Origin of the sequence: Collimonas fungivorans (assembly GCF_028292705.1) — a bacterium.
GTDB lineage: Bacteria > Pseudomonadota > Gammaproteobacteria > Burkholderiales > Burkholderiaceae_D > Collimonas > Collimonas fungivorans_B.
Map to the genome: position 1 here is coordinate 1 of NZ_JAQGLV010000247.1, position 26,974 is coordinate 26,974.

Genomic DNA, 26,974 nt, shown 5'->3' on the forward strand with positions numbered 1-26,974 from the left:
CCGACGGCGTCTTGATGCTCAGCTGCCGCACGTAATCCTGCGCGGTGTCGCGGATCGCCGCCTGGTCCAGGAACAGGCCCTGGGTCAGGAACCGGTTCATGCTCGACATGGCGACATTGGTCTTGACTTCCAGACCGGTCGCCAGGCCGAAGTGCTTGCGGTCTTCCGACAGGTAGCCTATGCCGTGCGCCACCGCATCCCGGGGCGATTTGATTCTCACCGCGGCGCCGTGCACCCGGATTTCCCCAGCGTCGAGACGGTCGGCGCCGAAAATAGCGCGCGCGACTTCGGTGCCTTTGGCGACAAAATCGGCCGCAACTGCCTTGGTCAGGCCGATCGCCGCCGCCTTGGTGGCGCCGTAGACGCAGCGGTTGGGCACGCCTTTGACGCTGGAGGCAGCCGACGCCATGTTGATGATGGAGCCGTCGCCCTGCGCCAACATGCCCGGCAGCAGCGTGTGGATCAGGCGGTACATGGAGGACACGTTGAGATTCCAGGAGAACTCCCAGTCCTGTTCGGTGCAATCGAGAATGCTGCCGTGATGGACAAACCCGGCGCAATTGAACAGCACGTCGAAAGGCAGACCTGCCTGCGCCAATGCGGCCTTGGCATCGGTGACGTCGAGATGCCGGGTGCCGAGCTCGGCGCTGGCGGCGTGGGCCAGTGCGGCGGTCTGGTTCAGCGCGTCCTGGTTGATGTCGGTCGCCAGCACATGCGCGCCTTCGCGCGCAAACATCAAGGCGCTGGCGCGTCCTATGTCCTGGCCTGCCGCCGTCACCAGGATGCGTTTTCCTTGCAGTCTCATTAACACAGTCTCCAGATTATTTTTGCCCATAGCATATTTGCTACCTAGCAATAATTGGTCCGTAGGTCCATTGGCTGGACCAATGATAATCGCAAAATCTTAGCTTTGCAATAAATAAATGGAAGTTGATATCGAAGCCTGATGCGAAATTACAATAAACTCAAACTCCAGGCTCGCATCGTGCCGACAGACTTGTCGAGATGCTTCGGATTCAGGTGGGCGCTGTCAATACTCAACTGCGCGAAAAAGAACCGTTCGCTCTTTTCACCCTTTACCATACCAAGTCTTTGACGACAAGGAAGCAGCTGATCCTATGAGCGATCGTCGAACGCGGCAAGGCGCTGTCGTCGCTGGCTATCGAAGATGCCACGGACTACCGTAGCTTCCTGCGCAAGCCAATGCCGCGCGAGCGCTGGGTTGGTCCGCCGCGGACGAGGTCATCGCCGGAGTGGAGGCCGTTCGTCCGCGGCCTGTCGGCCCGCTCGACCGCCCATATGCTGTCGATACTCGGCGCATTGTTTCGCTGGTTAATTCAACAGCGCTACGTACTGGCCAACCCGTTCGTCGGCCTCAAGGTGCGCGGCAGCAAGCGCACGACGACGCTGGAGACTTCTCACGCCTTCACCGAAGGCGAATGGCTGCTGATTCGCGCCATCGCCAACGGGCTCGAATGGTCGTATCGCTGGGAGGTGTCCGCTACTCGGCGATTGTGTTTCATGCTCGATTTCGGGTATGGGACTGGATTGCGCATCAGCGAGCTGGTCCATGCCACCCTACGAAACATCGAAGTCGATGTCGTCGGCGATCACTGGCTGCATGTCATTGGGAAAGGCGGCAAGACCGGCAAGGTGACTTTGCCACCGCTGGCGCGTACGGCGCTAGACCGTTATCTGTTGGAGCGCGGCCTGCCAGTCAGCCGGACGCACTGGAATCCGGCAACGCCGTTGATCGAAAGTCTGGACGGGAGCGATGCCGGCATCACAGCGGCGCGCTTGTGGGAGATAAAGCGCAGGTTCTTTGCCTTGGCGGCGGACACCATCGCTGGAGATCATCCGGCGGCGGCCGAAAAATTGCTGCATGCAACACCCCATTGGATGCACCACACCCATGTAACACATGCCTTGGAACGAGGCGCGGAACTGACGGCTGTTCGCGACAACCTGCGCCACGCTTCGATGTCGACAACACCGATTTACCTGCACACTGACGAAACCAAGCGGGCTCGACAATTCGGTAAGGCGTCTGGGATTGATACCAACTTCTAGATTACAGAGAATTATCAAAATGGCACCATGTTACCTGTAATGATGGCTTTACGCTCAGAATAGGCTATATGGCGTCAATTCACGCTCAATGGTAAATCTGGTTATAAAAAAAATCTTTATTATTTTTAGGCTTATTGTCCAAAATTGTACGAATCCCTACGGTCACCCGTTTTCATGGCAAGGTAACAATATCAGAACGTTGAAAAGGCCGCACAGGACAGCTTTAATCGAAGCTGGCGCTGGCGCAAAAACACAGCGGCCCTTGGCATAGTTGCCCCTGCAATCTGTTGCGTCCAACAGTCATTAAAACTGTTTGATCGCATTTGTGGCCGTTTGTAGATGTGCATAATACTCGCGCAGCCCTAACGCCAATTCTCGCCAGGCGTGACAACTGGTTGCGTTGCCGGCGTCGACGGCAGCGACCTGAGCAAGCGAAATTCCGGCGGGTTCTCGGTCAGAGTCGGTGGCAGGTCCGGGATCATCACCTGCCCAGGCGGCGTCGTACAAGCGCACAAAGCCGGTATTAACAGCAAAGCGAGCGTTATCTGCCTGTGTAATATAGATCGGCACTTGCTTTTCAACGATTTCTCCCTTGACGTAAATGGTCTTGATGCGATCAACGTACTTGATCTGTGTCTGCGCGACGACGACCCGCTGTGCTTTGGCGATTTTGTTTGAACGCTCGGCCTGTTGATTAACGTAGGCAATGTGTTTTTCACCCTCGCCCTGCTTGCCTTTGTTGTAGCAGATCGTCCCGAACACAGCAGCAGCCGAAGCGAGGGCCAGCCAACGCGCCCACCGTGGCAACACCTCTTTCAATAGGCTCATACGACCCCCAAGGAACTTTTGCATGCCACCCAGCGCGCGCGCCGCGCAGCCAAGCTTTCTGCTGTGATGCCGGCGCCATTAATCCGTGTCGACAGTCCATCAAAATCGCCCCTATCGGCATAGGCATTGCCACCAATCGAGTGCCAGAACCATCCTGCCGAGCGGGCCGCAAGTGCCCTGTCTGTGGAAAGCCGCTGCGGGACAGCAACGCAATCAACACAAAGTGCAGTCGAACATGCTGCATAGTTATCGCGAAACGTAATTTGCTTCAGGCCGCTGCCCCGGTAGCGCCAACCATCGCCGGAAGCGACATCGCCATTTCCGTAGCGATTAGCGTAGACGATGTTGGCGATCCGGATCTGGCGTTCCAGCGGTACGATCTTTTCTCCTGGCTGGCGACCAAACCCAACTGCATAAGCGGCAATACGCTTGCCAAAGGTGGCAATCAGCCCTTGCGCCGAATAATCAAACGACTCGGATAAGCGAGACAGCCCTGCACTTTCATGGCCGATTTGCGCAATGAAAGCCGCACACCTTGCCGGCGTGCCGATGCCGAACTCACTCATAGCCGCGTTGATCGGGATCGCCCAATCCGCAGCACGCGCAGTAGGAATCAGCAAAGCCGTTGAGAGCTGGGAGGCGGACAGATTCATCGTTTCCCCAGGCAGTTGCACTGATACCAGCGCCGCCAAAACCATACGGCCAGAACAGCGACCGCCACATTCGATACCACCTCAGATTGCTCGCTCCAGAAACCAAAGGTATCTGGCCGCACGATGTTCACGAACGACGTAATCGCGACCAGGGACAGCGCGACCGTACCGAACACCTTGGTTTCGAGTTGCGTGTTTAGTACCGCCCACAAGCAAAACACCAGCAGCACCAAGTTAGCCAGCATATTAATTAGTTGAATCATTTTTAGCTCCCAGATACCGGCGCTTGAGCGTGCCGATGATGTCCGCTTCGTTGATTTCCTTAAACATCTCGCGTGCTGTCGCCAGCGCAAATAAACCAACCAGAAATTCGATACCGGAATGAGTTCGCGCACCGGTAATCGCGAACCAATCGATCAGGATCGGCGCAATGTAGACTGCGCATGCCAGGCCGGCGGCGAAACTGGAAAGCTTCTGCCACCAGTTCAAGCCGTCGCCCAGAAATTTCAGAGCGACCGCCGATCCGACTGCCCCCGGCAATAGTGGTAAAACGTATTTCGTGATTCCCAGCCATACTGCCGCTAGCGTGCTTGTTGGTTCTGCCATCCCTCTTCCCATCAATGATCTGCGTCGGCAGGAACACCACATTGCCCTATCGACTAATTACCTTACCTAGTGACCCTATCGCCTTGATAACCCCATCCAGGCGCCCTACTAAAGCAAGCTGCACCTTTTGCTCCAGCTCCCGATTCTTCACCCAGGTATCAAACGTTTTAGATTCCAGAAAGTCCCTCGCATCCGAGATCCCCATACGCATCGCCTCTGGATACGAGGTGCTTGAATATAAACTCAAGCTAACCGCCATGTTGCGCAGGTTTTCCAGTAACTCTTTTCGCGAACTCACTGACGCAGGCTGAAACTGGAAATCGGGCCGGAGGCAACGACTCTGCCTCCGATCCCTCATGTGGTAATGCCACGAATCCCTCATCCATTTCGACCGTCTCAAAGAAGTGCATCAGCAGCTTGTTTCCACGGTGGCGCATGGCATATAGCCCCAAAAATTCCGATTCCGGATATTCACTGATCACCTGCATGCGGTTTTTCAGCCACTCCAGGTAGTTCAGGGAATCCGACGCTGGATCCGGGGTCAGCTCGCCCACCCGTAAAAGCTGCGCAGCCATGACGCCCAGCATCCAATGCAACTGGCCGGCCACCTTTGGAATATGGCCGTGCAATTGTTCAATGGCTTCCGCCATTGCGCCCGTCACGGGTGATATCTGCCATTCGTCGCCGCCATGGCTACCCAGGGCGATGGGGAAGTCCGGTGTGTCTCGACTGACATTCAAGTAGTCCATGTAATGGCCGTCGCCCAGCATGAAATTGGCGCCGCCGCCCTCTTCTCCTGTGGTGTGGGCCAGGTAGTGGCCGACAACCAACATGCGCTCCTGCACCGTCCAGTTTTTCGGGTCGGTGACATGGCGCTCCGTCGGCGCATCGGCCGACTCGATGACCATCTGCAGGAAAGTCGTGGTCGATTCTTCAAAACGCTCGGACGGCACGGCAACCAGCGCGCCGGCATTCACAATGGAGAGCTCGCGCAGTTTGACCGCGAGGCGGCGAGTTCTGAGGGGGGAGAAAGCAATCATAAAATTCAATATTCCTTACTTAATTGGATGAATAGGAACTCGGCGCCATGATTTTCTTCAGGTCGTCGCGATCCAGCGCGGTCAGGGTCGCCAGCGTCAAGGGAATGGTGATTTCCGTGTAATAACCGTCTTGGTCAATAGGGGCGTCAATCGGCTCGCCGATCGTCTCGATCACCATCGGCGCCAAGGTCCGCTGCTTATACTGAAAACCGATTAGCTGGGGCGCAACGGACGGGAACATGCTGTTGATCGCCCCGTCGATGCCATCGCCACCGCCGGCGGCGCGCGCAACCAGGCTATCGCCACTGAGTTTCTGTGGCAGCGCCCAGGCCCATAGCTGCTGCAGCGGTGCTGCCACCTCCCTTTTGGGATCGCTAAACGCGCGAAACACCAGTGACACATTGATTTTAATAGGTGGCATCCCAGTAAAAATCTGTGTCGAGTTCAATTTGGTGATGCCGGTGCGGCCTTCAAATTTCTTAATATTGCGCTCGATTGCACCGACATCGGCACTACCGGGTCCCGACTTCGAGTTCCGTCCGAAGAAGGAGTAAAAATCATTCATTCCGGGTAGTAACGCCCCTGACTGCAACATGGCAATCAAAGCCGGCGCTTTGCTATCAGGGCTGCTTTGCTCGAACGGGGATTGCCAATTCAAGGTCGCTTCCATATTGCCGCCGGCGGTCACCGGTGCATGCACCTCGATTTGTTCCTGCCCTTCCCGCAGCCCCTTGTTGTCAACCGGATAAATCTTGGCGATCAAATGCTCGGAGAGTCCTAGCCACTGGGAACCGAGGATTTGTTGGTCTGCCGTCGTACCATGCCCTGGTGCTGCCATATTTCTGCCTGACATAAAATTGCGGGCAGCCGATTCACCTGGCTGCCCGCTGTATTGAAGTGTTAATTCAAGTTGAGAACGATTACTTGCTCAAGCCCATCTTTCGGTTGAGCCGCATTGACTTCATGCGGCGCATGGTGGCGCTGGCCGTGTGCGCCTTCATCTGCGCCTTGCGAATGCTGACTTTCTGCTTGGCGGTCAGGCGAACGCGGCCCGAGATACGCTTGTTGATCCGCACTTTCTTCCCCTTGCGAATTACCATGCGCTTCTTGTAGGTGGCGTCCAGCACCGCGTCGCTGCCCTCGTCGCCAAATACAAAATTGTCGATATCGGCGCTGGACGCATCATCGCCATCCGGCATGCTAGCGGCCAGAAGATCCCGGATCCGGTCAGCGGCTGCTTCGTCCCAATCGTTGAGGAGCTTGCTGCAATCCTCATCCGAGACACCCTTCTCGGCCAGGTAGTCCCAGGCGAATTCCAATGCCGTCTCCAGCACGTCGGCCTCGTCGTCGCTCAGCTCACCGTCTTTGTTCGCGTCCACCAGGCCAACCATATTCGCCAGGAGGCGATCAGCCAAGGTTTCGTCTTCATCCAGATCATCGGTTTCAACCCACTCCTGGATGGTTGATGCGACGCCCAGTGCGATATGTGTCGCGGCGTAGTCCGCCGCGGCATTGCCGCCTTCGTCATCTGACGCTGAATCCAGTATCGTCTGCCGGCCTTTGTGCGCAACATCCTTGCCAAACAAGGTATTGCGGATCGCTGTTGCAGCTAAATGACTCATCTTCTTCCTTTCATTTTGTAAAGCCCGATTAGCGGGAAAGTGTTTGGGTAACGAACGTTTGGCGATTGGTGCCGTCATATTTCAAGGAATAGGACACGTCCATGCGATCCGCCGGCCGCAGCGCATTGGGTTGCACCACGTACTGAAACGCTTCCCCGTCCATCTCGGCGCTGGGCACAATCCATTTCGCCGTTTTGGCGTCCTTGAACAGCTTTTTGAGGAAGGCATCAGTCTTTTTGACGGACACTTCCATGGGGAGCTGCAATGCCTCTTTGGCAAAGCGCGTGACCCAGTCATCAATCGCGCTGGACATATCAGCCACTGAGATCAGCTTTTTCATGGAGACCGCCGTTTTAGCGCAAGTCAAGGAGTCGCTGAATACGTATTTGCCGCCGCCGTTGTATTTGGCGTAGATCACCGGATTGATCTTGGCATCAGCCAGATCGCTCAAGTCGTCGTCAGGCGTATGGATCTGCACAATACTCGTTCTATCCAGCGGCCAATTTTTACCGGCAATCGGATAGTTTTTTGGCGCAAAGCCATTGGCATCCGTTTGGGCATTGCGCAAGCAGCGCCGTGCCACGTTGTACGCCGAGGTGCCAAGCACCACTTTGCCATTCAAGCCCAGCGGGTCGTCAGACTTCAAGGGCGCCCAGTACGCCTGGCAGTAATGAGAATCGAAATTCAATTGCGCCATGAAGGCAATGGCCGCTTCTGGCGACAGCGTGCCTGGCACGTCCCAAGCAAACTGCCGATTGGTGTCATAGGCCAGCTGGGCCAAGGCAGATAGCAGCGCCGACGCGTGCGAACCGCCACTGACGATATAGGCGTAGTCGTGCTCCGTCTTCTGCAGCAAATCCCGCGCGCGCGCAAAGTCCGCTACACCGTAGGCGGTGCTGCCCTCGGTAAAATAGGCCATCACCGGAGAGATGGCGAACTTGGGCCGACCATTAGTATCTCGCCCGTAGGCATTCGAGGTCGGCGCAATCTGGGCGCCACCGCCCACCAGCACCTCAACGTTATCAGTCGTGCGCTCCACTACATCGGGCAAATAGGCGCTTTGCTGATAATCGTCCAGGGCGTCCGGATTGAGCGAACCCACAAATTCGTACAGCGCATTGCGGTCTTTGTCGCGCAATCGCAGTGTCACCAGGCGATTAGCGACGGGTGCGCCATTCTCCGTCACCGGGTCGGCGTGCAGCTCGACCACCACACCGTCGTTGTAACATTCAAGATGCTTTATCGATAACAAAAATGGCTTTTCGGTCGGTACGGCAGTAGCTACACTGAAAACAAGATCCGTCGCCGGCACTTCCGGCTGGGTCACGATGATGGTCGACAGCACGGCGGTACTGGTCGTCAGGCGCTGCACCACCGCTGAGGCTGCGCCCTTTTGCAAGGCTTCATAGACGTGGATATGCGCCTCATTGAGCGCCGATGCGCGCAACGACTCGCCGCGGCCGAGCTTCTTTTGGAAATTGCCGCGATTGACCCGGAACGGCTTGTCGATACGCCCGCGGGTGGCGCGCATGACGATGCCGAACACCTGATCGGAATTATCCGGCGCGTAGCCATCGGTCATATCCCGCAAAGGATTCAATTGCACGCCCGATTGAGAGCCAAGCTGCCGGTTAAAAGCAGTAGACATAGAAGATCCTTATTTTTTGTCGGTATTGGCCGCGTCGTCCGCTGGCATGTCCGCCGGCGACTTCGATTCAGCACCGGCCTTTTTCTGGCCTTTGCCGGCGGCGGGAGCCTTGGCGGCCACCTCTTCAGGTTGAGCGTCGTCCAACGCATCCAGTGCCATCGCATCAGCCCATTGGTTCAGTTCCGACAAGGAATCCACATCCGACGCAAAGCGCGTCAGCTGGGCGTGATCCTTGAACGTCACATCGATCTGGTTGTCTGGCGCGCTGAAGTTCGGCTTCAGCTCGGCTCGGATATCCGGAAACACCAGGTAGCGCGGTGTGTGATTCGTAAGTCGCAAGTCGAGAGGAAACTCGGATTTCCCGAATGCCTCTTCAACCAATGTATTGACGCTCTTCCCCGTCAGGGAAGAAGCGCCCAAATGTAATGTGCTTGCCATTTGTGCAGCTCCTTCGGTGTGGATGAATTAGTCGAGATTGATCACTTCAATGACAGCACATCCCATGGCCGACGGGAGATGCGGATTGACCGCCGTGAAGTTACGCGCATAAAAGCCTTGCTTGTAGCGCTGGTCTTCGTCGGCGTTCATGTTGATCAACATCGGCGCCACGGCGTCACCGAGGACGAATGGGTTGCGCGCCACCTGAGTCGAGCGACCGATACAGATAATCCGCGAGGTTTTATGATCCACGTCCACGATGCGCGGCGAGTAATACACTTCGTACAGGCCAAACAGGCGGCCGACGCGATAAATACCAGGACGTGCAGTCACGCCCGATGGCGTAAACAGCGTGTTCGGCAAGCCCAGAAGCATCGCCGCCATCTTCTTGGAGACGTACAAATGGGTGATGCCGTGATCCATAGTGTCTTCGGCCATTTGCTGGCTAGCCGCACCGAGAATGCAGGAACCGTCCTGCCAGATCTGCGCGCGGGTCTTTTCCAGACCCTGGGTATCCCATTTAAAATCCCAGACCATGGCGTTATTGGCGCCAATACGCGCGGCCTTCTCCAGCACCTGGTAATGACGCTCATTGGCAAACTGGTTGCGAATGGCCAGCATCGATTCGCCCATGGGATTCAAACCGATTTCGTTCGCCATCTGTGTTTGGCTATCGGTCGACACAAAGGCGTTGGCCTTCCATGGCGAGGCGCGCAGAATAAAGCGTGTCGCAATGGTATTGACGATCGGGATAATGCCCTTGTTGTTCTCGAAATCGATCACCGCTTCGGCGATCACTGTGGTGTTCGCTGGTAAGGCCGGCACAGTCGTGACTTTCACGGCGCCAGTATCCGAGTTCATCGAACCTGAAACAGTAAAAAGCGTGCCGCCCAGGCGGACATAGCCGCTAATCGGCGAGGCCGACGCTGGCGCATCAGCGCTGGTCTCTTTCGCCACCGGCAAGCCATTGATATAGATGATGGTGCGGCCCTTGAGCAACTTGGCCGACGGCGCATCCTGATCGCAGGTATCCGCCGCCAGTTGAATCGGCGTAACCTTGCCGCCGAAGTCGTCACCGGTACGTTTCAACAGGTGGGTACGCTGTGCGGAGGTATAGGCCCGGCCGCTCAGGACGCCGTCCATTAGGTCGCCGGCGCCATAGTGACCGAAGGTGCTGCCGGCTTCGTGTGAGACGATCACCAGTGGCGCTTCGTTAGAACCGATATCGGCAGGCAGATAGTTCGCTACAGGAATGGCTTCAGCCATGGCGGCAGTGATTGAGATCACGGCGCGATTTTGTTGCAAGGACATGGGATCGTGCGCCAGGTTGGACGCCGAGTCGAGCTTGTACCTGGAGCGCGCATTTTCTGATGTCGCGTAGGCCTGGTGAATAGCCCATTGCAACACGTCCGCAGTCGGTTCCACCCCGTGTTCTGCCTCGTAAAAGGCGGCACCATCCAAAATAGCGCCGGCGATGCCGGCACGGCCTTCACCCAACTCATCAAAAAGGATCTGCAGATCCTCTGGAACCTCGACACCGGTAATCGATGCGGACAGGCTCTGGGCGTCGGCAATGAATGCGCCGGCGCTGGCAGAATCAAACACGCCGGTGCTGCTGACCGCTGTTTCCTTCAATTTCGTGTAAAACGTACTGACTTTTTCTGTTTTTGCGTTGTTATATTCCGCATGTTGCTTTGGCATAGATCACCCTTGTCGTAATTAAGATTTGCCCCAATGTCGGCGCAGGTGAAGTACCCACGCGGTATGTGCAATTCCATTATTACGCGGTGACGCAGTGCTATTTTTGGCGGTTTTCCATCTTCGCGGAATTTAGGCCAATGCTGCAATATCTTCCGTGATGGCAGCGATGGCGACATCCAGCGCAGCCGATTTTTCCTGTAGAGCGACTTCCATTTTTGGCGCCGCTGTCCGTATGCTGTCCGGTAACTGGATACGCACCTTCGCCATGGCGGCCTGGAATTTCGAGCGACCGGCATCCATCATGCCGACCATCTCGCCAATGGCCGCTGCCTGGTCTTCCTGGCTTTTAAGCGGCACAATCTTCCCGTTCAGCTTGACCTGAAATATATCTCCCGATTGCTTAATGGAAAACGTCACCACCTGGCTATCGGCAAACGTCAGCACCATTTCGCGGTAGGAGACACCGGATGAGCGCTTGATATTGGGCGACACGTCGCCCTGGACGATATGGGAGCCCGCACGCGCGAAGTAGCGCACCACTGCGCGCGTCGCCGCATCTTTCTTGCTGCCCATGTCGTCAAAACTGAAAATGAGATTCTTTGCCATACCGTTCCTTGTTATTGTTGATTATGCTTTTGCCCGGCCAGTAGGTGGGCCGTCGTGTTCGTCGTGATGGTGCGATTCCACCCCAATACCGTTGCTGACAATCTCTCCGCCGGTATTCTCAATGCCACCGTGAATTTGTGCTCCTGGGCCGCCACCGCCGTTAGATCCCGCCAGCCCAGCCTGATAGGTGAGCAAGCCGACAGACGTCACCTTCTCGGAAAACGTCGCCTGCGGCGTTTTCACGTCGACCATCTCACTGGCATTGATCTCGTAGCGTGCGCAGTTGACACGGAATATCCCGTCCGCGGTCAATTCGATGTTCGCGTGATGCCAGCGCCGCCAGTCGATCGCATTGCCGGCCCTGGCATTGCGAAAGCCGGTAATGATCGGATAGCGCGGATCGCCGCCCTCGAATGCCAACCAGACAAGATCACCTGGCACGATCTCGATCTCGGTCGCATGGCTGGCCGCTTTGCTCTTGTCGCCAATCGGATACTCAATTTCCGCCAGCGGCAGCACATCGGCGCCATCTGTCAGGCCGGGAATTTCGACACGACACTCACGCGAGGCCGCCAAGTAGGAGTAGACAATGCCGGGGATACGGGAAGGCAGCATGCGTTATTCCTCCAGCGTGCCAAGCCAGAACTTGGAATACAGGCGGCTGTCACCGCCGTCCGATCCGCTCTCGAAGGCATGCGCAGCAGTGATGATGGCGTAGTTGATCCGCTCTATCTGAATGACCTTGCCGGCATTAACAGTCGGGAGATAGTCGGATTTCAAGATCTTTTTCTGAATCAAGGCGCGCGTCATGTTCCACAGCATGCGGGTATCGGTCCTTGGTTGATAACCAATAGCACGCACCTTGGAACGATTGCCATAGACAAATGTACCGGACGCATCAATCGAAAAGAAAGACGGCACCTCGTGGCGCTCCATGAAGCCGCTATCGATATTCTCAGTCGTATCCTGCTCCAGACGCAATATAGGCTCTTGCTTAAAAATGTCCTGCAGACGAATGAACGTGACTTCACGGCCATCCGTATAAATGGCGCCACCCTCTTCCTGCAGCACCTTGGCGACTTCGTAGCTCGGCACGCCGCCGGCATAACAGGCAAAGCGTGCAATCGGATAATCCGCATTGATCTTGACGCGTGCGCCACACGCGCCGTAAATACTACCCAGCGTGGCGCCCTCTTTGATTACTGCCGTCTTGCGACGGAACGCGATTTGATGACAAGGCTCAAACAGCGCCACAATGTGTAAAGCAGCCATCTGTTCGCTGCCCTGGACGTTGGCCGACACCTTGCTGCGCTGAACCTGAACGATGCGAAATACGTAGCCCTCACTGGCGATGCTGATGGTTTCACCTTGCTTGAGCCCCGCTACCGTTGCCTCTGTCGCCCTGACGACGGCTTCTAGCGTCATCGGCACCGGTGCTAGATCAGAATGCAGACAGGCGCTCAGCAACAGATCGCCGCGCAGCACCGTGCCCGATGACAGGATCAATTGCATGGTCTACACCGTCACGATAGGCATGCAGAACATCAGGCGCTGCACGTCCACCTCCCTTTGAACGATGTCTTGGGCGATTTCAGAGGCCGAGCGGCCATAGACGTCCACGCCGAGCGAGCGCGACGCCTCCAGGTAGACGGCGTTTTCGCGCTCGACGTAGAGAATGAACAACGGACGCACAATCGCCCATTCGCTCTGCGTCAGCGGCGTGTCGATCTCGACAAAGTCGCTCGTCGGGTACAGGTTGTCCGGAACAGGAAAACGTGGGTACGACGATGAAGACTCCCAGGGATCACGTGCTTCCGACGACATCTCTGCAACAGCCACCGCTGGCAGCAACGCGTCAAATGCGCCATAGCCACCGCAATATCTGGCGGCGGCCAGCGCCTGGGCAAGCACCGTTTCTTCTTCCAACACGATGCCCACCGGCCGTTCCTTTGCCAGAAAGAGCAAGGCCAGCTCCTTCAGCGCTTTAGAAAACTCCGCCATGACGCTTAAATATTGCCCGGAATTTCTTCATTGAAATAATGGAAAAACAGCGTGCCCGAGATATTGAGCACCTGCGAACGGTTTTCCCAATCACGGTCCGGGTTATCCAGCTGGATGAAGCAATCGTAGATCGGCTTCGCAACAGAGAACTGGGACGGCGTGCCTTCATACACCTTGGCATTGAACTTGCCGCCGGTACGAATCAGGTTCAGCATCATTTTAGAGACGTGGCCGGCCTTGGTCTCCATCAAGGTGATTTGGCCTTGCTGGTTGATTTTGACCTGTTGCGCCTCCCATTTCGCCGCGCCGAGCGGCATGGGGATTTCAATTTCACCGGCGCTGGAGAGCTCAGGCCACGGAAACTGCTTGGTCAGCAGCCACATTTGCTCAAAACCCTCGATTTCGAAGGCGGCGTCGCTGGAGATGGCTTTGTCGCCCATCGCCCGAGCGGTGTTGTACAGGCTCTGCAAGTAAGCGGGATTGGATACGGTCATGGTGCCCTCATGCGGGTAAGTTAGATGATGGGCCTAACTTTACCGGCTCATGAAAGCCTAGGACGGGGACGTTTTCCATCTTTGCACAAATCATTTCTTATCAAAACCTGAATGGCACCTTATGTCTGACAAAATCTGATATGTTCTTAATTCCGCAATATTTAATACCGTTTGAATACATTAAATGACTACGAAAACCATTATGAATATATCAAACCTATCCATTATCGAACTACGCGCACTACTTGAGAAAATTGAAGAAGAAATAAAAATCCAAGAACATGACGAGCGTATTCAGGCACGACAAAAGATATTAGCCATAGCGCAACAAGCAGGTATTTCGCTAGAAGATCTGCTCACAGCATCATCGCGTCCTAGCAACCGCCCTGCGAAAGCCAAAGTTGCCGTGCGCTACCGTCACCCAGTAAATACTTCCTTGCAATGGACCGGTCGCGGTCGTCAGCCCAAATGGATACAGGAATGGGAAGCAAGTGGTCAGTCTCTAGATGCCTTGAAGGTATGACCAATCTCCTATTTAATTGCTAGCCACCTACTGACATCCCCCCCGTCACTATATGAGCAATTTTTCGGTCACGTAAATCTTGTCCGACATCAGACTTTGGCGCCACGACCGTCACCGATGCATTGGACGGTCTGGCATTAAGCTGCGTCGCCGGCAATATTGACGCGATCTCGGGGATATCCGGCATCTTCGCTATAGCAGGTGCGGTCGGTATGTTCGGAACGGCAGAGATATTCGGCACCGCCGGCGTTTGTGGCGTCATCGCTAGCGAGGGCATAGTACTCTTCGCCTGCATCGCTCTCGCATCCTGCGCGAAGAACTCGCCCATGCGCATTTTGTTGCCCATATTGTTATAGGCAACGCCGGCAGAGATCGTCCCGTCACCATACAGGCTTTTATTGTTTTTGATGACGGCCTCAATCCGCAAGCGCTCGCTATCGCTGACCTCACGACCACCCACCAGCGCATCCCGCACAGAGGTTTCTGGATTATTTTTCACCGCTTTCAGGATGCGGCCAGCATCCCCGTCACCGAGATTGTGATACGCGAAGACGTTCGCCGCGTCGTCCGTCCCGCCGAGCTTCCTCCCCTTTGCAATATTTTCCCGAGTAAATTCAGCTAGCATGCCAGCCTGAATTTTAGGATCGCTCCGGTACTTCTCTGCATCTTGCTTCGACAATTTCCCGGCGCCATCAACACCATACTTGCCACCATACTTATTGATCATGTCGGTCCAAGTACCATCGATAAACTGGCCGTAGCCGTGGGCGCTCGACAGCTTCTTACCGTTTTTCTGGATCGGGGCGGCGTCCTTATTGAAGCCACTCTCGAAATGCGCGATCTGCGCCACCACACCAGGATCGACACCAGCGGAGCTCGCCCCGCCGACCAGGTAGTCCTTCGCGGCCTGCCAGCGCTCATTGACCACCCGGCCAATGGGTGCGGCCATCTTGGCAACCCGCTCTTGTCCATAATTGGCAGCGGCGCCAGCGGCGGCCGTCACTGGTTTGACCACATGCTGATCAACAGTCTCCACAGCAGCAACAGCCGTATTCTTGACTGCCGTAGCGGCATTGGTCACGTTCGTCTTGACATCAACACCAGTTTTTTCTTTGACAACCTCGTTAGCAGCGTTTCCCGCCTGAACGGCGAGATCCTTCACCACATTGGCGGCATTCCTGGCAATGTCAAATTTATCCTTAAAAAAGCCCGTAATCGCATCCCAGCCGTCACTGAATTTCTGAACGCCAGCGTCCCAGGTTGCCGTGATCTTGCCGCCGATCTCTTTCCAGTCAAAGGTGGATAACCATTCGCCGGTGACTTCCCCCAGCTTGTCACCGATGAAACCGCCGATCATCGCGCCAATCGGACCGCCAAAAGCCAGCCCTATGCCGCCGCCAATCAACGCACCGATGCCACTGCCGGCCCCGACAAAGCGGCCTTTCCGATTTTCTGCCTGCGTTTTGTCAGGATCATCGCTATCGAACATGCTGGCCAGCGCAGAACCGCCCGCCAGCATTGCCCCCAGCAACGGCAAGCGTCGGAACGCCCCTTTACCCAGCCCGAATAGCCCCTTACCACCCTTGCCTAGCAAATTCCCCAGCATCCCGAGTCCGGGAATTTTTGACGCCAAACGGTTCAGCAATCCTCCTGAGCTGCTGCCGGCGGCGGGCTTCTTCTCAATCGCGGCCAGCTTGCGCAGTTGCGCCTTGTTGAATTCCGTCTCATCCCGACGTAACCCCCGTAACTCTGTCCAGAGTCGCTTGAACCAAATAACCTTCTTCTTTTCTTCTCCATCGCGGCCAAGCATCTTGCCGAAACCACGTCCGACCGGCGTCACAATCGCACTGAGCTCCTTGGCGGCGGCGATGGCAGGATCCACATCCGGCGCGCGGTCGATCGCATTCGATGCCATGGATCCCACCGCGCCGATTCTTCCGGAAACAGCCGAGCGGCCATCGGTACTATCGCCCTTTCCATTGCGTTCACTCGGCTGATCTTGCCCGGCGCGCGGCGCATTTGGCGTAATCGCCCGATCTGTCCGCACGAACCTGCCATTGGCATCGCGGCGCACAGTTGTAGGAAAGGCCGCCCGCAGCACATCCTTACTGACAACCGCCGTCTTCAGCAACGATGTGGGCTGTACAACCGCCCTGGAGGTGATCTGTACCACCTTGGCAGCCGCGGCGCTTTGACGGCGCGGTAACGCAAGAGCTGGAGCCGTGCTGCTCTGGGTAGCCCGTTTAGCGGCAGCAGCACTTGAGGTGAGCGCCTGGCGGATGCCACGCACGTCATCCAGAATAGCCGCCCATAATTTCAGCGCTTCGCCCCAATCAGCAGGATCACCTACCAGGAAGCCAAAGCTATCGGATTGAATGGTCATGTCAGGCTACCGGAAAGAAGGAATCGAACTGCGAGAACGTCATTTGAATTTCTTGCACCGTGTCGTCTCGCCGCGACAGGTCAAATTCAATGCTGGCCGGGCGCATATATAGAACGCTCTCGTAGCCGCCGCGATTGCTGGCATCGGTAATAAAGGAATGCAAGATACGGATCTTGACCAGGTATTCGATGGGTACGCCGACGCACCCGTCCCGCTTGGTCGCCGCTGCCGCCTTCGATTCAAACCATTTTTTGAGCGTACCCACCGAATCGTCCATGGTCGTGAGTCGCAGATCGACAGATTCCAAGCTATGCACCGAATCTATCGACGCGGATCCGATCCGCATCTTGTCCCCAGTAATCGTCCAGGGCGAATAATTTACTTCAGTCGCAAACAGGTTGAACATGCTGGCGCCGTCGCCGATCATCAGCTTCGATACCAACGAATCCATGCTGGAAGGCATGAGATCGGTGATTTCAATCAGAAACAGGTTTTTCTTGGCATACCGGGTTGCCGAGCATTCATCAAAAATCGCCTTGGCTTCCGCCGGCGTGATGCCGCCCAGGAGCGGCGTCGGCGTGGCCCAATAGGCTGCCAACGCGGCCAGGCCGTCCACGCGCGGGAAATAATTCGCGAGTAGACCTGAATCCAGGACAGAGAGTGCGGCACCGCCGAGATCGCCGCTTAGCAGCTTATTGCCGACACCCAAGCCCGTATTGACCAGCGCGCCCAAGCGCGGCGGTAGATATTTCTTGGCCTGGCCAATGGCCGCAATGGCGCCGGCGCTCTTCGGCAAGACAATGCTATTGGCAACGTTATCAAACAGTCCCAATGTCGCTCTCCTCGACAGCTTTAGCGGCCATGGCCTTGGCGTAGGCAGCCGCCTCATCTTCATCAAGCAACATTTGCTTCGCCAGGAACATGGCGGTCGTCTCTTCATCCAGACCCATCTCTTTAATCTGGGACATGACCTGCGCCAGCATGGCCGCTGAATTTGCCGACTCCAGGCGCGTTCGCTGCTTCTCTGCTTCCATGGCCGAAATCGAACCGTAGAAATTGATGTTCCAGGGACGCTCTTCCTCAGAAAAGACAATCCCATACCGGTGCATCGTGTGCAGATCAATCACCGAATTGAAGAAGTCGGACAGCGCGCCACGGATGATGCGAGATTTTTCCGCCACTTGGGCGCTGACGCGGAAGAAGCCGCCGTCGCCCAACCCGCCGGATAGCTGATCGGCGAAACCCACCATCGACAGGTCTACCCCCAGCGCGCCACCCAGGAGGCGCGCATGCATCATCACATCCTCGATCGACAGCTCGCCATTGCGACCCGAATCGCCAACCAGCTGCGACAGGTTCGTGAGCTGCTTGTCGCCGTGGTACGGCAGCACCGTAGTAAACTTCTCCAGAATCGGCTGACCATGTTCAATCGCCCACTGCGCACGTTGCTTAGCCTGCTTCAGCATGGTCATGACGCCATCGCCAAATTTCTTCTTCTGGTCTCCCGTCATGCCGTCGCCATTGAACCCCAGCACGCGCTCATCAATCGAATCGGCGAAGCGCTGGCCGATCAAGCCAAGCAATGAGGCATACAGGTGGTCATATGCTTCTTCCGCCTGGTGCAGGAATGAGCCACCCACCATCGACGGCAGGATCGGCAGCTCATCCAGGTCATTCTCCGACAAGGCCATCTTGATAACCTTGTCCTGCACCGCAAATTGCGGTACCCACACCAGCCGCGGCATCTTGAGACGCAGTAGCTGCGTTGTATCCAGCCGCTCGATAGCCTTTGCCCCCGAATACACCATGTATCCTACGGTGCGGTTGCCCTTCTCATAAGCTTGCACCATGGGTGGCCGGACAATCTCACCGAAATACAATTCACGGATGCCACTGCTGTCCACATAGGGCCGGGCATAGCTGTCCCCGAAGGTCGCGCCGTTATAGGCCATGCAATGCGCCATTTGATTGAGCTTGGGCGTTAAGGCAGCATCGATCTCATCAACCATCTTGGCGAGCTTGATATTTTTGATAGTCTCGGCTTTTTTTTCGATGAACACCGTATTGCCGGTCGTCTCATGCCCGCCGAGTGCAGACGTGACGATCAGCGACAGCGCGCCGGACACAATGGGGTCGCCTTCCATAAACGACCATTTCTGATAAATCTGCGCGCGCATACGGGCGGCGCGGCGACCAGTACCCAGGAGAGACTGCGATGCAGCCCCAAAATCAAAAGCATACGGGTCATCTTTGCCCAGGTCGTCCACCTTCTCGACGTTCCCGGAAAACCATTTTTTTGCCGACGTGCCCATTTTACCGAAGAGGCCGGGCGCATTCTTCTCAGTGTCTTTTGCCATGTTCGCTCTGAATCGTCTGTATTCAGCATTGTCGGGCAAAAGATGCGCACGACTATTCGGCGGTTTCCATCTCGGAAAATACATAAAGAACCAATTTAATCATCAATTGATGCTATAATTGGTTCATTTATTTACTAGGAGCCCCCTATGCGTACCACAGTCAATTTAGATGATGCCCTTCTTGCCCGCGCGCAAACATTGTGCGGCTTAGATGAACGCAATGCCCTGCTGAAGGAAGCGCTGAACGCATTAATTCAGCGCGAAAGCGCGCGTCGCTTGGCGCGTTTAGGCGGCAGCGAACCACAATTGCAAGAAATATCACGTCGCAAAAGCGAGGCGTAATGATATTGGTCGATACATCCATCTGGATTGACCACTTGCGCGCCGGCACTCCAGCACTCGCTGGACTATTAGAAATGGGAAGGGGTTATTGTCACCCTTTCGTCATCGGCGAGCTCGCATGCGGCAGCCTCGGCAACCGAAATGAAATCTTAAATTTATTGCAATCGCTACCGCAATTACCAACTGCCACGAACGAGGAAACATTGTTCTTCATTGAACAACACAAACTCATGGGGCGTGGCATTGGATACATCGATACGCATCTGCTGGCCAGCACGGCAATCCATGCTGCCCGCTTATGGACCCGAGACAAGCGCCTCAAGGTCATCGCCGATGAAATGGGGCTGGCGTTTGAACCTATGACGCACTAATTACAAGGGCGTCATCTCGACGCTCTCATCCATCAACACGTAAAACTCGCCATTGCCGAAAAGGTCGAATTGCCGCACGCCTTGAAATTGGGTAGCACCGTACACCTCAGCAAACTCAAAGGCGGCAACGATCGTAACGTCGGCATCAAACTCCCATTGCTCATTCTGACCACTATATGTGCTCGCCAGCAACGGCTCAAGCTCACCAGAGTACGCGTAGCCACGTGCGATCAGTGCTGCCTTCAATGCCCACCAATACGGACCAAAGCGCAGATAATTCTGCGGCGCAGCGCGCACTATCTTGTTGGCAAGCCTCGCCATGAACTCGCTATGCGATTGACCTGGATTGTTTTTATCAAACTCCACCCGATAGTCCACCAGCTTGTCAGCTAGGTAGTCCTGATCGGGCAAATAATTAATGAATTGCATGTGTATTTCCTATTAAGCAATAGAGATGTTGTAGCTGCGAACCTGATCCGCATAGTCCCGCAGGATCGTTTCATAGACCTCGCGCGGCACCACCCACGAATTGACCGGTGCGCTCTGTAACTGCCTGGACGGCCACTTGCCTCGGAACATGGCCTTAAAGCCCATCGTCAGCGCAACCGATTTAATCGTATCCTTGAATGCCATCGTATTGCCGATGATCGCCACGTATTTTTCTAGTGGCGGCATTACATCAGTGACTGTCGCGGCAGGCACCTCGGCAGCCGGCGTCGGCGCTGGCTGCGTGAGCGCCAGGAATTTACGACGATAAGCGGCGTTCACCAATACTGAAAACGTCTCTCTGTAATGCGCGTCGATCGCCGGGTCGTCCCAATCCAGCGCCGCATAATAGGATATATACGCCTGTTTGCACAACCACACCAATTCCTCCGACGTGGTGGCGGCCTCGATGGCGGATACCATCGTGGCGTAGTCAATCGTGCCGATCACGCCATTGACCGCTCTCACCAGCGCCTCAACCAAGTCCGCGTCATCTTCGTCATGAAAAGCTTTCAGCGCCACCGCACTCACTTTCATCCCTTGTGCAATGCCGTACCGTAGCAGCATTTTTGCGGTTTTCTCTAACGACGGCTTGCTGTAACGCTCAACGGTGGCATCGTCCGGCACCAGCACACGAACGTTGCCATTCTGATCTGTGACGTATTCAACCTTCCCCTCCTGTTCGGCGACGATACGCTTAATCAGCGGCAAAGACTGGTCCGCCCCTTGTTTCAGCACGAGTGGAAACATCGGCTCCGGTAAAGTGACTTCATCGGGAAGCGCGCTAATCCTCGGCCCCACCTTCAAGGCGGCTTTCACATCCGCATTCAACGCCGAATACAAAAGCCCGATTGTGGCAGCATTCATGCCGCCTTGACCGCGCGTAATCAGCCCGTCGTCAACAGCCGCGGCCCGCAACACCGTGGCACGGTAGATGGCATTATCCGGGTGTTCCTGGGTAATGATATTGCCGCTAAAGACAATACTTTCATCCGCGCGCTGGAGCTTCGCCGCTTCGGCATCGATTGTACGTACGCTACTTGTCTTGCCATCTTCCACAATCCACAGGCGATTCTTGCGATCAATCACGAAGTCCCCTGTACCGACGATCTGATTGCGGATAATCTTTGCCTCACCGGTTTTAGCTTGTTCAATCCGGCCCAGCGACACGCCGGCGTCGGCACAGAGGCTCAGCGCCTTTGCTTCAGATTCATCAGCAAGCACGCGCGCCGTCGTCGTCTCAGCATCCCAGTTTTGCGCAATCGGCGACTCATCAACGACGGCGAACTGAAACGAGGTATAACGATTGCCGCCGGCGGAACTGGCAACGCTGCTCATAATACCGTTGCGATTGATCCCCTTGACTACCTGCGATCCACGCGCAGTCTCTACCCAGCTAGTTTGCCCAAATGCCTCTTCCAGTGTCTTGAGGCGACTGTCCGTGGCAATCGCGATACTTGCTTTGATCGGATTGGCGATCCGGTCATACACTGCCTGGGCCTTCGACAGCAACTCAGCGGCACGCGCGGTCTGCGCCGGATCCTTGGCGTCGGCATAGCGTGCATATCGCCCTTTCACCGCCGTCAGCTTCAGATAAGCTTCAGCGGCATCGGCTACCTGCTCGCCCAGGTAGATACCGACAGTCGGGTAGCGCGCCACGACTTCCCGCTGCGCCATCATGGTCGAGAGGTTGGCCGTCAGTGCGTCTTTGGCGCTACGTTGCCGCTCCACCGCCTCACGGCTGGCGATTTTTTCGCGTACAGCACGCATACCCTCAGCGCTGCCGGCAGCCTCGGCCAGCATCTCCACATCCTGATTGGAAATGCCGCCAGCAATTTTTACCGAATTACCCTTGCCGGACATCAGCTCGCCGATCCAGTCGGCCTTCTTGCTGACGATGCCGCGCTTGTACTCATCGAAGGTACCGTCGGCGTCGTAATGATAAATCGTCACGCTTTGCAGCTTATTCTCCTGGCGCACGCCGCGCCCGTTGCGCTGATGCAGACTATCCGGCGTCCAACCAACGGTCAGATGGTGGATGGCCTGCGTGCCCTTTTGCAGGTTGATGCCGACTTCGGCCTTCTTGTTGGCGATCACGACCGTAAAGCGGTTTTGTTCGCCTTCCGCATTAAAACCGTCTTGCACATCCTGCATCTGGCCGGCGTCCTTGATCGCCTCGGCATTGACGATGGCAATTGCGCCGGACGGAATGCCGCAGCGCTTGCCCAGCATGATGCGGATCTTGTTATGCAGCGCCAGCATGTCGCAAAACACCAACTGCTTCGCCTTGCCGCCGGCCTTAGGTGCAGCCTGCTCCTGCTGGAAGTTGCCCAAGAACGCAGCCAGCTTGGGCGGGATCGTGACATCCAAGTCCAATTTGAGGGCGGTCGCAATCTTGAGGAACACGTTTTGGGTGGACTGCGACTCGGTATCGATCACGATCTTTTCGCCGTCGATCGCAGCCACGACTCGGACTGTCAGCACCTCAACATCAGCGCCATCGCCGTCACCGCCGCCCTTCTTGATCGTCCGTTTTACTATACTCTCGTCACTTTGCATCAAGGTAGGCCGATTACGCTCTTCCGTCACCTTCTTGGCATTGAACTGATCGACGGCCTGCTGGGCGATCTCCGCTTGCGAAGCCGGGAACAAGTAGACCGAAGTCTGGCGCGCGGTTTCTGGATCCGCAATGAGCTTACTGACCTTGTTAATAAAATTGAATGGGTGCGCCACCAGCTCCGGCGTCTCGCGGCTTTGTTTTAGGTAAGCAAACAATTCATCCTGTTCGTGCGGTGAAACAGGCTTTTCGCGGACGAGACGCGACGCCGTGCTATACAGCCGCTGCATGCGCTTCAGCTCCTCCGTCATCGCTTCCGGCAACTCGACCGCCGTGGGCAGCTCCTGCGCTTCTGGGATCGACAAATCCACCTCTTTCGCCGTCTTGATGTTGGCAATCTGCCCCAGCACATCGCGCAGTAATGCCGTATTTTGCAAGCCACGGAATACGCGCGACAGACGCTCCGTCCCGGCAAGGGATGTCGTTTCTTCTTCCGTGATGTCGCAGAACGCTTCCATGAAAGCATCAGCCCCGCACACGCCGCCCATGCGCCGATTGACTTCCTGCTCGCCCACCGCCAGCGTCAGCATCGCGTAGATTTCCAGCGGGCTGTTCGTGATCGGCGTGGCTGTGAGCACCAACACGCCGTCGCCCAGCTTGCTTTTACCACGCACATACCAAGTTTTGATCTGCGCATCGAGGCCGCGGTCAGAGGTCACTGGCGCCGACAGGAACTTGGCGCCCTTGAAATCCACTGTGGTCTTGCTGTTCTTCATCGTATGTCCCTCATCGAACACCAGCGAATCCACGCCCATGTCTTCGAAGAACGGCACCGCTGCCGAACCCTTGCCGCCGGACTTGGTGACGCCGGCCAGCTTGCCTTCCTTGATGATTGAGGCGGCCTTGCTCTTCGTCTCATCGCCGTCATAGGAAGCGTCGTGCTGCTTCAAATGGCTTTCGTAGTCTTCCAGCGTGGCAGTGCGCATTGGAATCATGGCGAACGCTTCCAGCGTCATAAAGATCTTGCGATGGCGGTTTTCCAGAACAATATTGAGGTCACGCGCGTAGTTACCAGAATTCAATTGTGCGGAACCGTCGGCGGCTGTCTCCAAGCCGACAAACAGGCAATCCTCGGTCGACGCGTAGCAGCTCTTGGTTTCCTTCTGCCAGTTGGTCAAGGTTGAGTTAGGGACCACAAAGAAGGTTTTCTTCTTCACACCGATACTCTGGATGTGCTGCATGGTCGTCAATGAGGTAAACGTTTTACCCAGGCCGACGTCGAAGCCCAAGATCCCACCCATACGCTTGGCATACCGGCGAATCGTGGCATTCTGGTAACCATGCGGTTGAAATGCGGGGTTTAAGCCGGGAATTTCCAGCGGCGTCGTATCGTCCACCTCGCGGAAGAACAGATTATCAGGACGTTCGAACTGCGACTTCAGGCTAGCCTGGATGCTGGTATTGGCTTTCGTCCAGGCGTCAAACTTCTGATTGGTCTGGGTAATGAGCTGTTTTAGGCGCTCGATGCGCACCGGCTCCAGGGTCGAATCGATGGCCTTGTCTTCCTGCTTGGTACGGGTGCTGAGGCCGCCGCTCTTGACGTATTCGGCATAACGTTTCAGGTTGCGGAAATCCTCATCCGCCATCTTGCCCTTCGTACCCTCGAAGCCGATCACCGGCCCGTCCGCGCTAGACACGACGGCAAAGCCCGGATGCAGATACTTGCGCAAGAACTCGGCCTTACGTTCGATCTCGACAAATGGCGTCGCCAGGTTCATCGTCAGCGCCGTCACATCGGGCTTGACCAGGCGCTCATCGGCGGCCTGCCGCTGGCGCACCAGCTTGTCGCGGATGGCGGGATCCGTCACCGCCTCAATTTCCGCCGTATTTCGCTTCAAGAAATCGGCGTAGTTGCCCGCATAATAATCTTCGGCGGACATGGCGCTCTGGCCGTCCGGCGAAATACACCAGGCGTCGCCGCCCATCGGGTCGAAGTCACTGCCCAGCACGTCTTTCAAGTGTGCCAGCGCGATAAAGCCGGCGTCGTCTGCATGCTCGTACTTGGCCCGCTCGTATTTCTGGGTGGGTGCCAGCTCAGCGACCGCTACTTCGGCCAGGGAAGTTCCCATCCAGCGATTGCTGAAGGCGCGGATCTTGACGTTGTACCAAATGCCCAGGAGTGCTGCAGCATCGCGCAACGCTTTCGGCACACTGGACGGCACGACCTTGGCGCCCTTGACCTGGCCCTTGATCGCCTCGCCCAGTTGCGGATAGACCTCGGCATAGTTAAATGGCTCTTCAGGCGCATGCTGATTAACGACGTCCCGCAGTGCCAGCGCTGTTTTAAGGACATCGAATACCGCCGCCTGTTCGCTCAGATTGACCGCATTGTCGATACCGACGACGCAATCCTTGACCCATGCTGGCATACCCTGATAATCCGCCTTCTCGATCATGTAGGCATATAGACGACTGGCATCATTCCATGTAGCGGCCTGAGTGACGGCACGCAGCGGCGAATACAAGCGATCGGCCATATCGACCATCTCGGCGTCTGCCGGCGACTGTTTCACTGGCGCAAACACGCCGTTCTGATAGACCATCGTACGGCCAGCGACCGCAATGGCGTCACCATCGCTGTAACTGATGGGCAGCGTCGGCGTCGCGTTCAAACTGTCCCAATCGATGCGCGACTCGCCAAAGCGTCGCAGCAACTTCGAGATGTTTCCGATGCTGTCATCGCTGACAACCTTCTCGACCTCGCCGAAACGCCCCTTGTCCACGGTGATTTCGCCCAGCATGAAACGCCGGCCAGCGCCCTTAAAGTAGCCGCCGGCCAGAAATTCGTCCCACAGCACACCGGCCTCGTGCAATTTATCAGGATCCTGCTGCTGCAGTTCCTCGATCTTCTCGGCGGCCTCGTTGCTATATTTGCGGAACACAATCACGTCGGTAGTCACATCGGCGCCCGTCGCATCGAACATCTTGTTGGGCAAGCGATATGCACCCATGAATTCAGCCTTCAACGATGCCTTGTAACGCAGCTTCTGCTCGCCGACACTGCTGACAAAGGCTTTACTGGTGATGAAACAGGCCAGACCGCGCGGGCGCAGTTTCTCTAAGGAACGCAGGATAAAGTACGCTTCCAGTGATTCGCTTTGATAGCGAGGATCCTTGAGCTTTTCTTTTCCGCGCGCGGCATTGTCGCCAAACGGCACATTGGTCACGACCGCATCATAGATCTCGTCCGGCGTATTGGCGGCCACGGCTTCGAAGGCGCTGACCGTGACGTGATTGCGCGCGCTGCCATTGACCAGCTGATTGACGCGACCAGAGGTTGCGTCCAGCTCCACCGCATCGATCACGGCATGCTGCGGCGAGGTTGCCCCGAAAATGCCGGTGCCGGCAGCGGGATCGAGCACCTTGCCGCCCGTAAAACCCATATCAGCCATCAACGACCAGACACCCTCGGCAAGCGGCTTCGGGGTGTAATACTCGTATTGGCTTCCGGTCTTGCCATCAGCGCCCGTCATGCCGCCGCCATTACCGGAATACCCGGCCAGGATGGTTTTTTGTTCCGCGCTCAATGCCTCGGTATCGATCTGGCCAGCATCAATCTGCTTGAGCAACGCCAGGGCTGCCTTATTCTTCTTCTGGCGCGCGGACGGTTTGATGTGCTCATCGAACTCAAAATAGGACGACGTATCGGTACCTGCCGCAGCGTCGGACAACTGCGCCCGGCCCAGCAGCGCCATAATCTCGCTGACGCGCGCGGCCAGCTTCAGCATAGTGAGTTGATCCGATACTTGATCGCTGCCCTTGAGCTTGCTGTATTGCACCACCAGGCTACCCAGCTCGGCAGTCAAGCGTAACGTGGTCAGCGAGCCGGCGTCATCCAGCAACGCCCCTTCAACCACGCTCGGGTCGGTCAAGCCCTGGAGATATTCCGGCACGTCGACCGCACGCACCTCGATTGTCGACAGTTCGCCGCCTGATGTGTCTTGAACGGTGACAAATCCACTGCCATCGCGAAACGCATAGCTTGCGTATTCGTAAGGCGCGTCTGCCGCCGACGCATTGCGATATTGGATCTGCCGGCCAGAGATAAACTGGGTGACGAATTCAGCGTCCACGGGAACAACGCTACGCTGCCCCTCCCAGGCTTGCTGAAACGCCGCATCAAGAACCACAGGCGCATCGATCATTTCACTTGTTTCTACAGCACGTACATCTAATACTTGGTTCATG

The 26,974-nt window shown here is 56.3% G+C and carries 24 protein-coding genes and 1 pseudogene; 4 read left to right on the plus strand and 21 right to left on the minus strand.

Annotation, left to right across the window (positions count from 1 at the left end; translation table 11 throughout):
• Positions 1-805, minus strand: an 805-nt coding sequence (locus JWQ61_RS14000) for an SDR family NAD(P)-dependent oxidoreductase (protein ID WP_304361057.1), incomplete at its 3' end; no start/stop codon positions are given.
• Positions 806-1,107: 302 nt separating this feature from the next.
• On the opposite strand from JWQ61_RS14000, the pseudogene JWQ61_RS14005 reads away from it, so the two are divergent.
• Positions 1,108-2,070 (plus strand): annotated as a pseudogene (locus JWQ61_RS14005) (tyrosine-type recombinase/integrase); the annotation flags it as partial.
• Between the two features lie 303 nt (positions 2,071-2,373).
• Here JWQ61_RS14005 and JWQ61_RS14010 read toward each other — a convergent pair.
• The 15 genes from JWQ61_RS14010 to JWQ61_RS14080 form a co-directional block, all read right to left on the minus strand.
• Entirely contained in the window at positions 2,374-2,898 is a 525-nt protein-coding gene (locus JWQ61_RS14010) for a hypothetical protein (protein ID WP_304361058.1), read from the minus strand.
• Positions 2,895-3,551: a glycoside hydrolase family 19 protein gene (locus JWQ61_RS14015; protein ID WP_304361059.1), complete on the minus strand. Its 657-nt coding sequence runs from the start codon at positions 3,549-3,551 to the stop codon at positions 2,895-2,897. Before JWQ61_RS14015 ends, JWQ61_RS14010 begins: the two co-directional genes overlap by 4 nt.
• Positions 3,548-3,814, minus strand: coding sequence for a hypothetical protein (locus JWQ61_RS14020; RefSeq protein WP_304361060.1), 267 nt, complete (start codon positions 3,812-3,814; stop codon positions 3,548-3,550). The genes JWQ61_RS14015 and JWQ61_RS14020 overlap by 4 nt, the downstream gene beginning before the upstream one ends.
• A complete protein-coding gene (locus tag JWQ61_RS14025) occupies positions 3,798-4,157 on the minus strand; it encodes a holin (protein WP_304361061.1) in 360 nt (119 codons plus the stop codon). Before JWQ61_RS14025 ends, JWQ61_RS14020 begins: the two co-directional genes overlap by 17 nt.
• A gap of 248 nt (positions 4,158-4,405) precedes the next feature.
• Positions 4,406-5,197 (minus strand): hypothetical protein, encoded by a 792-nt coding sequence (locus tag JWQ61_RS14030; protein WP_304361062.1) that lies wholly within the window; start codon positions 5,195-5,197, stop codon positions 4,406-4,408.
• A gap of 19 nt (positions 5,198-5,216) precedes the next feature.
• Positions 5,217-6,035, minus strand: coding sequence for a hypothetical protein (locus JWQ61_RS14035; RefSeq protein WP_304361063.1), 819 nt, complete (start codon positions 6,033-6,035; stop codon positions 5,217-5,219).
• Positions 6,036-6,117: 82 nt separating this feature from the next.
• Positions 6,118-6,819, minus strand: a complete 702-nt coding sequence (locus tag JWQ61_RS14040; RefSeq protein ID WP_304361064.1) for a hypothetical protein — start codon at positions 6,817-6,819, stop codon at positions 6,118-6,120.
• A 28-nt stretch (positions 6,820-6,847) separates the two neighbouring features.
• Entirely contained in the window at positions 6,848-8,467 is a 1,620-nt protein-coding gene (locus tag JWQ61_RS14045) for a hypothetical protein (RefSeq protein ID WP_304361065.1), read from the minus strand.
• 9 nt (positions 8,468-8,476) lie between these two features.
• Positions 8,477-8,905 (minus strand): hypothetical protein, encoded by a 429-nt coding sequence (locus tag JWQ61_RS14050; RefSeq protein WP_304361066.1) that lies wholly within the window; start codon positions 8,903-8,905, stop codon positions 8,477-8,479.
• 27 nt (positions 8,906-8,932) lie between these two features.
• Positions 8,933-10,606, minus strand: a complete 1,674-nt coding sequence (locus JWQ61_RS14055; RefSeq protein ID WP_304361067.1) for a hypothetical protein — start codon at positions 10,604-10,606, stop codon at positions 8,933-8,935.
• A 129-nt stretch (positions 10,607-10,735) separates the two neighbouring features.
• A complete protein-coding gene (locus tag JWQ61_RS14060) occupies positions 10,736-11,212 on the minus strand; it encodes a hypothetical protein (RefSeq protein ID WP_304361068.1) in 477 nt (158 codons plus the stop codon).
• Between the two features lie 21 nt (positions 11,213-11,233).
• Positions 11,234-11,827, minus strand: coding sequence for a hypothetical protein (locus tag JWQ61_RS14065; protein WP_304361069.1), 594 nt, complete (start codon positions 11,825-11,827; stop codon positions 11,234-11,236).
• 3 nt (positions 11,828-11,830) lie between these two features.
• Positions 11,831-12,724 (minus strand): hypothetical protein, encoded by an 894-nt coding sequence (locus JWQ61_RS14070; protein ID WP_304361070.1) that lies wholly within the window; start codon positions 12,722-12,724, stop codon positions 11,831-11,833.
• 3 nt (positions 12,725-12,727) lie between these two features.
• The gene (locus JWQ61_RS14075; RefSeq protein WP_304361071.1) at positions 12,728-13,213 is read right to left on the minus strand and encodes a hypothetical protein; all 486 of its coding nucleotides are present in this window, start codon (positions 13,211-13,213) and stop codon (positions 12,728-12,730) included.
• A gap of 5 nt (positions 13,214-13,218) precedes the next feature.
• Positions 13,219-13,707 (minus strand): hypothetical protein, encoded by a 489-nt coding sequence (locus JWQ61_RS14080; protein WP_304361072.1) that lies wholly within the window; start codon positions 13,705-13,707, stop codon positions 13,219-13,221.
• A 184-nt stretch (positions 13,708-13,891) separates the two neighbouring features.
• Between JWQ61_RS14080 and JWQ61_RS14085 the strand changes: the two genes are divergently transcribed.
• Positions 13,892-14,230, plus strand: coding sequence for an H-NS histone family protein (locus JWQ61_RS14085; RefSeq protein ID WP_304361073.1), 339 nt, complete (start codon positions 13,892-13,894; stop codon positions 14,228-14,230).
• Positions 14,231-14,249: 19 nt separating this feature from the next.
• Here JWQ61_RS14085 and JWQ61_RS14090 read toward each other — a convergent pair whose 3' ends face one another.
• From JWQ61_RS14090 to JWQ61_RS14100, 3 genes are read right to left on the minus strand one after another with little or no spacing between them, the layout of a single operon-like run.
• Entirely contained in the window at positions 14,250-16,613 is a 2,364-nt protein-coding gene (locus JWQ61_RS14090) for a hypothetical protein (protein WP_304361074.1), read from the minus strand.
• Position 16,614: 1 nt separating this feature from the next.
• Positions 16,615-17,445 (minus strand): hypothetical protein, encoded by an 831-nt coding sequence (locus JWQ61_RS14095; protein WP_304361075.1) that lies wholly within the window; start codon positions 17,443-17,445, stop codon positions 16,615-16,617.
• Positions 17,432-18,970: a hypothetical protein gene (locus JWQ61_RS14100; protein ID WP_304361076.1), complete on the minus strand. Its 1,539-nt coding sequence runs from the start codon at positions 18,968-18,970 to the stop codon at positions 17,432-17,434. The genes JWQ61_RS14095 and JWQ61_RS14100 overlap by 14 nt, the downstream gene beginning before the upstream one ends.
• 147 nt (positions 18,971-19,117) lie before the next feature.
• Here JWQ61_RS14100 and JWQ61_RS14105 point away from each other — a divergent pair, with 147 nt between their 5' ends.
• Entirely contained in the window at positions 19,118-19,312 is a 195-nt protein-coding gene (locus tag JWQ61_RS14105; RefSeq protein ID WP_304361077.1) for a type II toxin-antitoxin system VapB family antitoxin, read from the plus strand.
• Positions 19,312-19,683: a type II toxin-antitoxin system VapC family toxin gene (locus tag JWQ61_RS14110; RefSeq protein ID WP_304361078.1), complete on the plus strand. Its 372-nt coding sequence runs from the start codon at positions 19,312-19,314 to the stop codon at positions 19,681-19,683. Before JWQ61_RS14105 ends, JWQ61_RS14110 begins: the two co-directional genes overlap by 1 nt.
• On the opposite strand, the gene JWQ61_RS14115 is transcribed toward JWQ61_RS14110, so the two are convergent.
• Positions 19,684-20,112, minus strand: coding sequence for a hypothetical protein (locus JWQ61_RS14115; RefSeq protein ID WP_304361079.1), 429 nt, complete (start codon positions 20,110-20,112; stop codon positions 19,684-19,686). It abuts the gene before it with no gap.
• Between the two features lie 12 nt (positions 20,113-20,124).
• Complete coding sequence (locus JWQ61_RS14120) at positions 20,125-26,973, minus strand: SNF2-related protein (protein ID WP_304361080.1); 6,849 nt, start codon at positions 26,971-26,973, stop codon at positions 20,125-20,127.
• Between the last annotated feature and the right edge of the window lies 1 nt (position 26,974).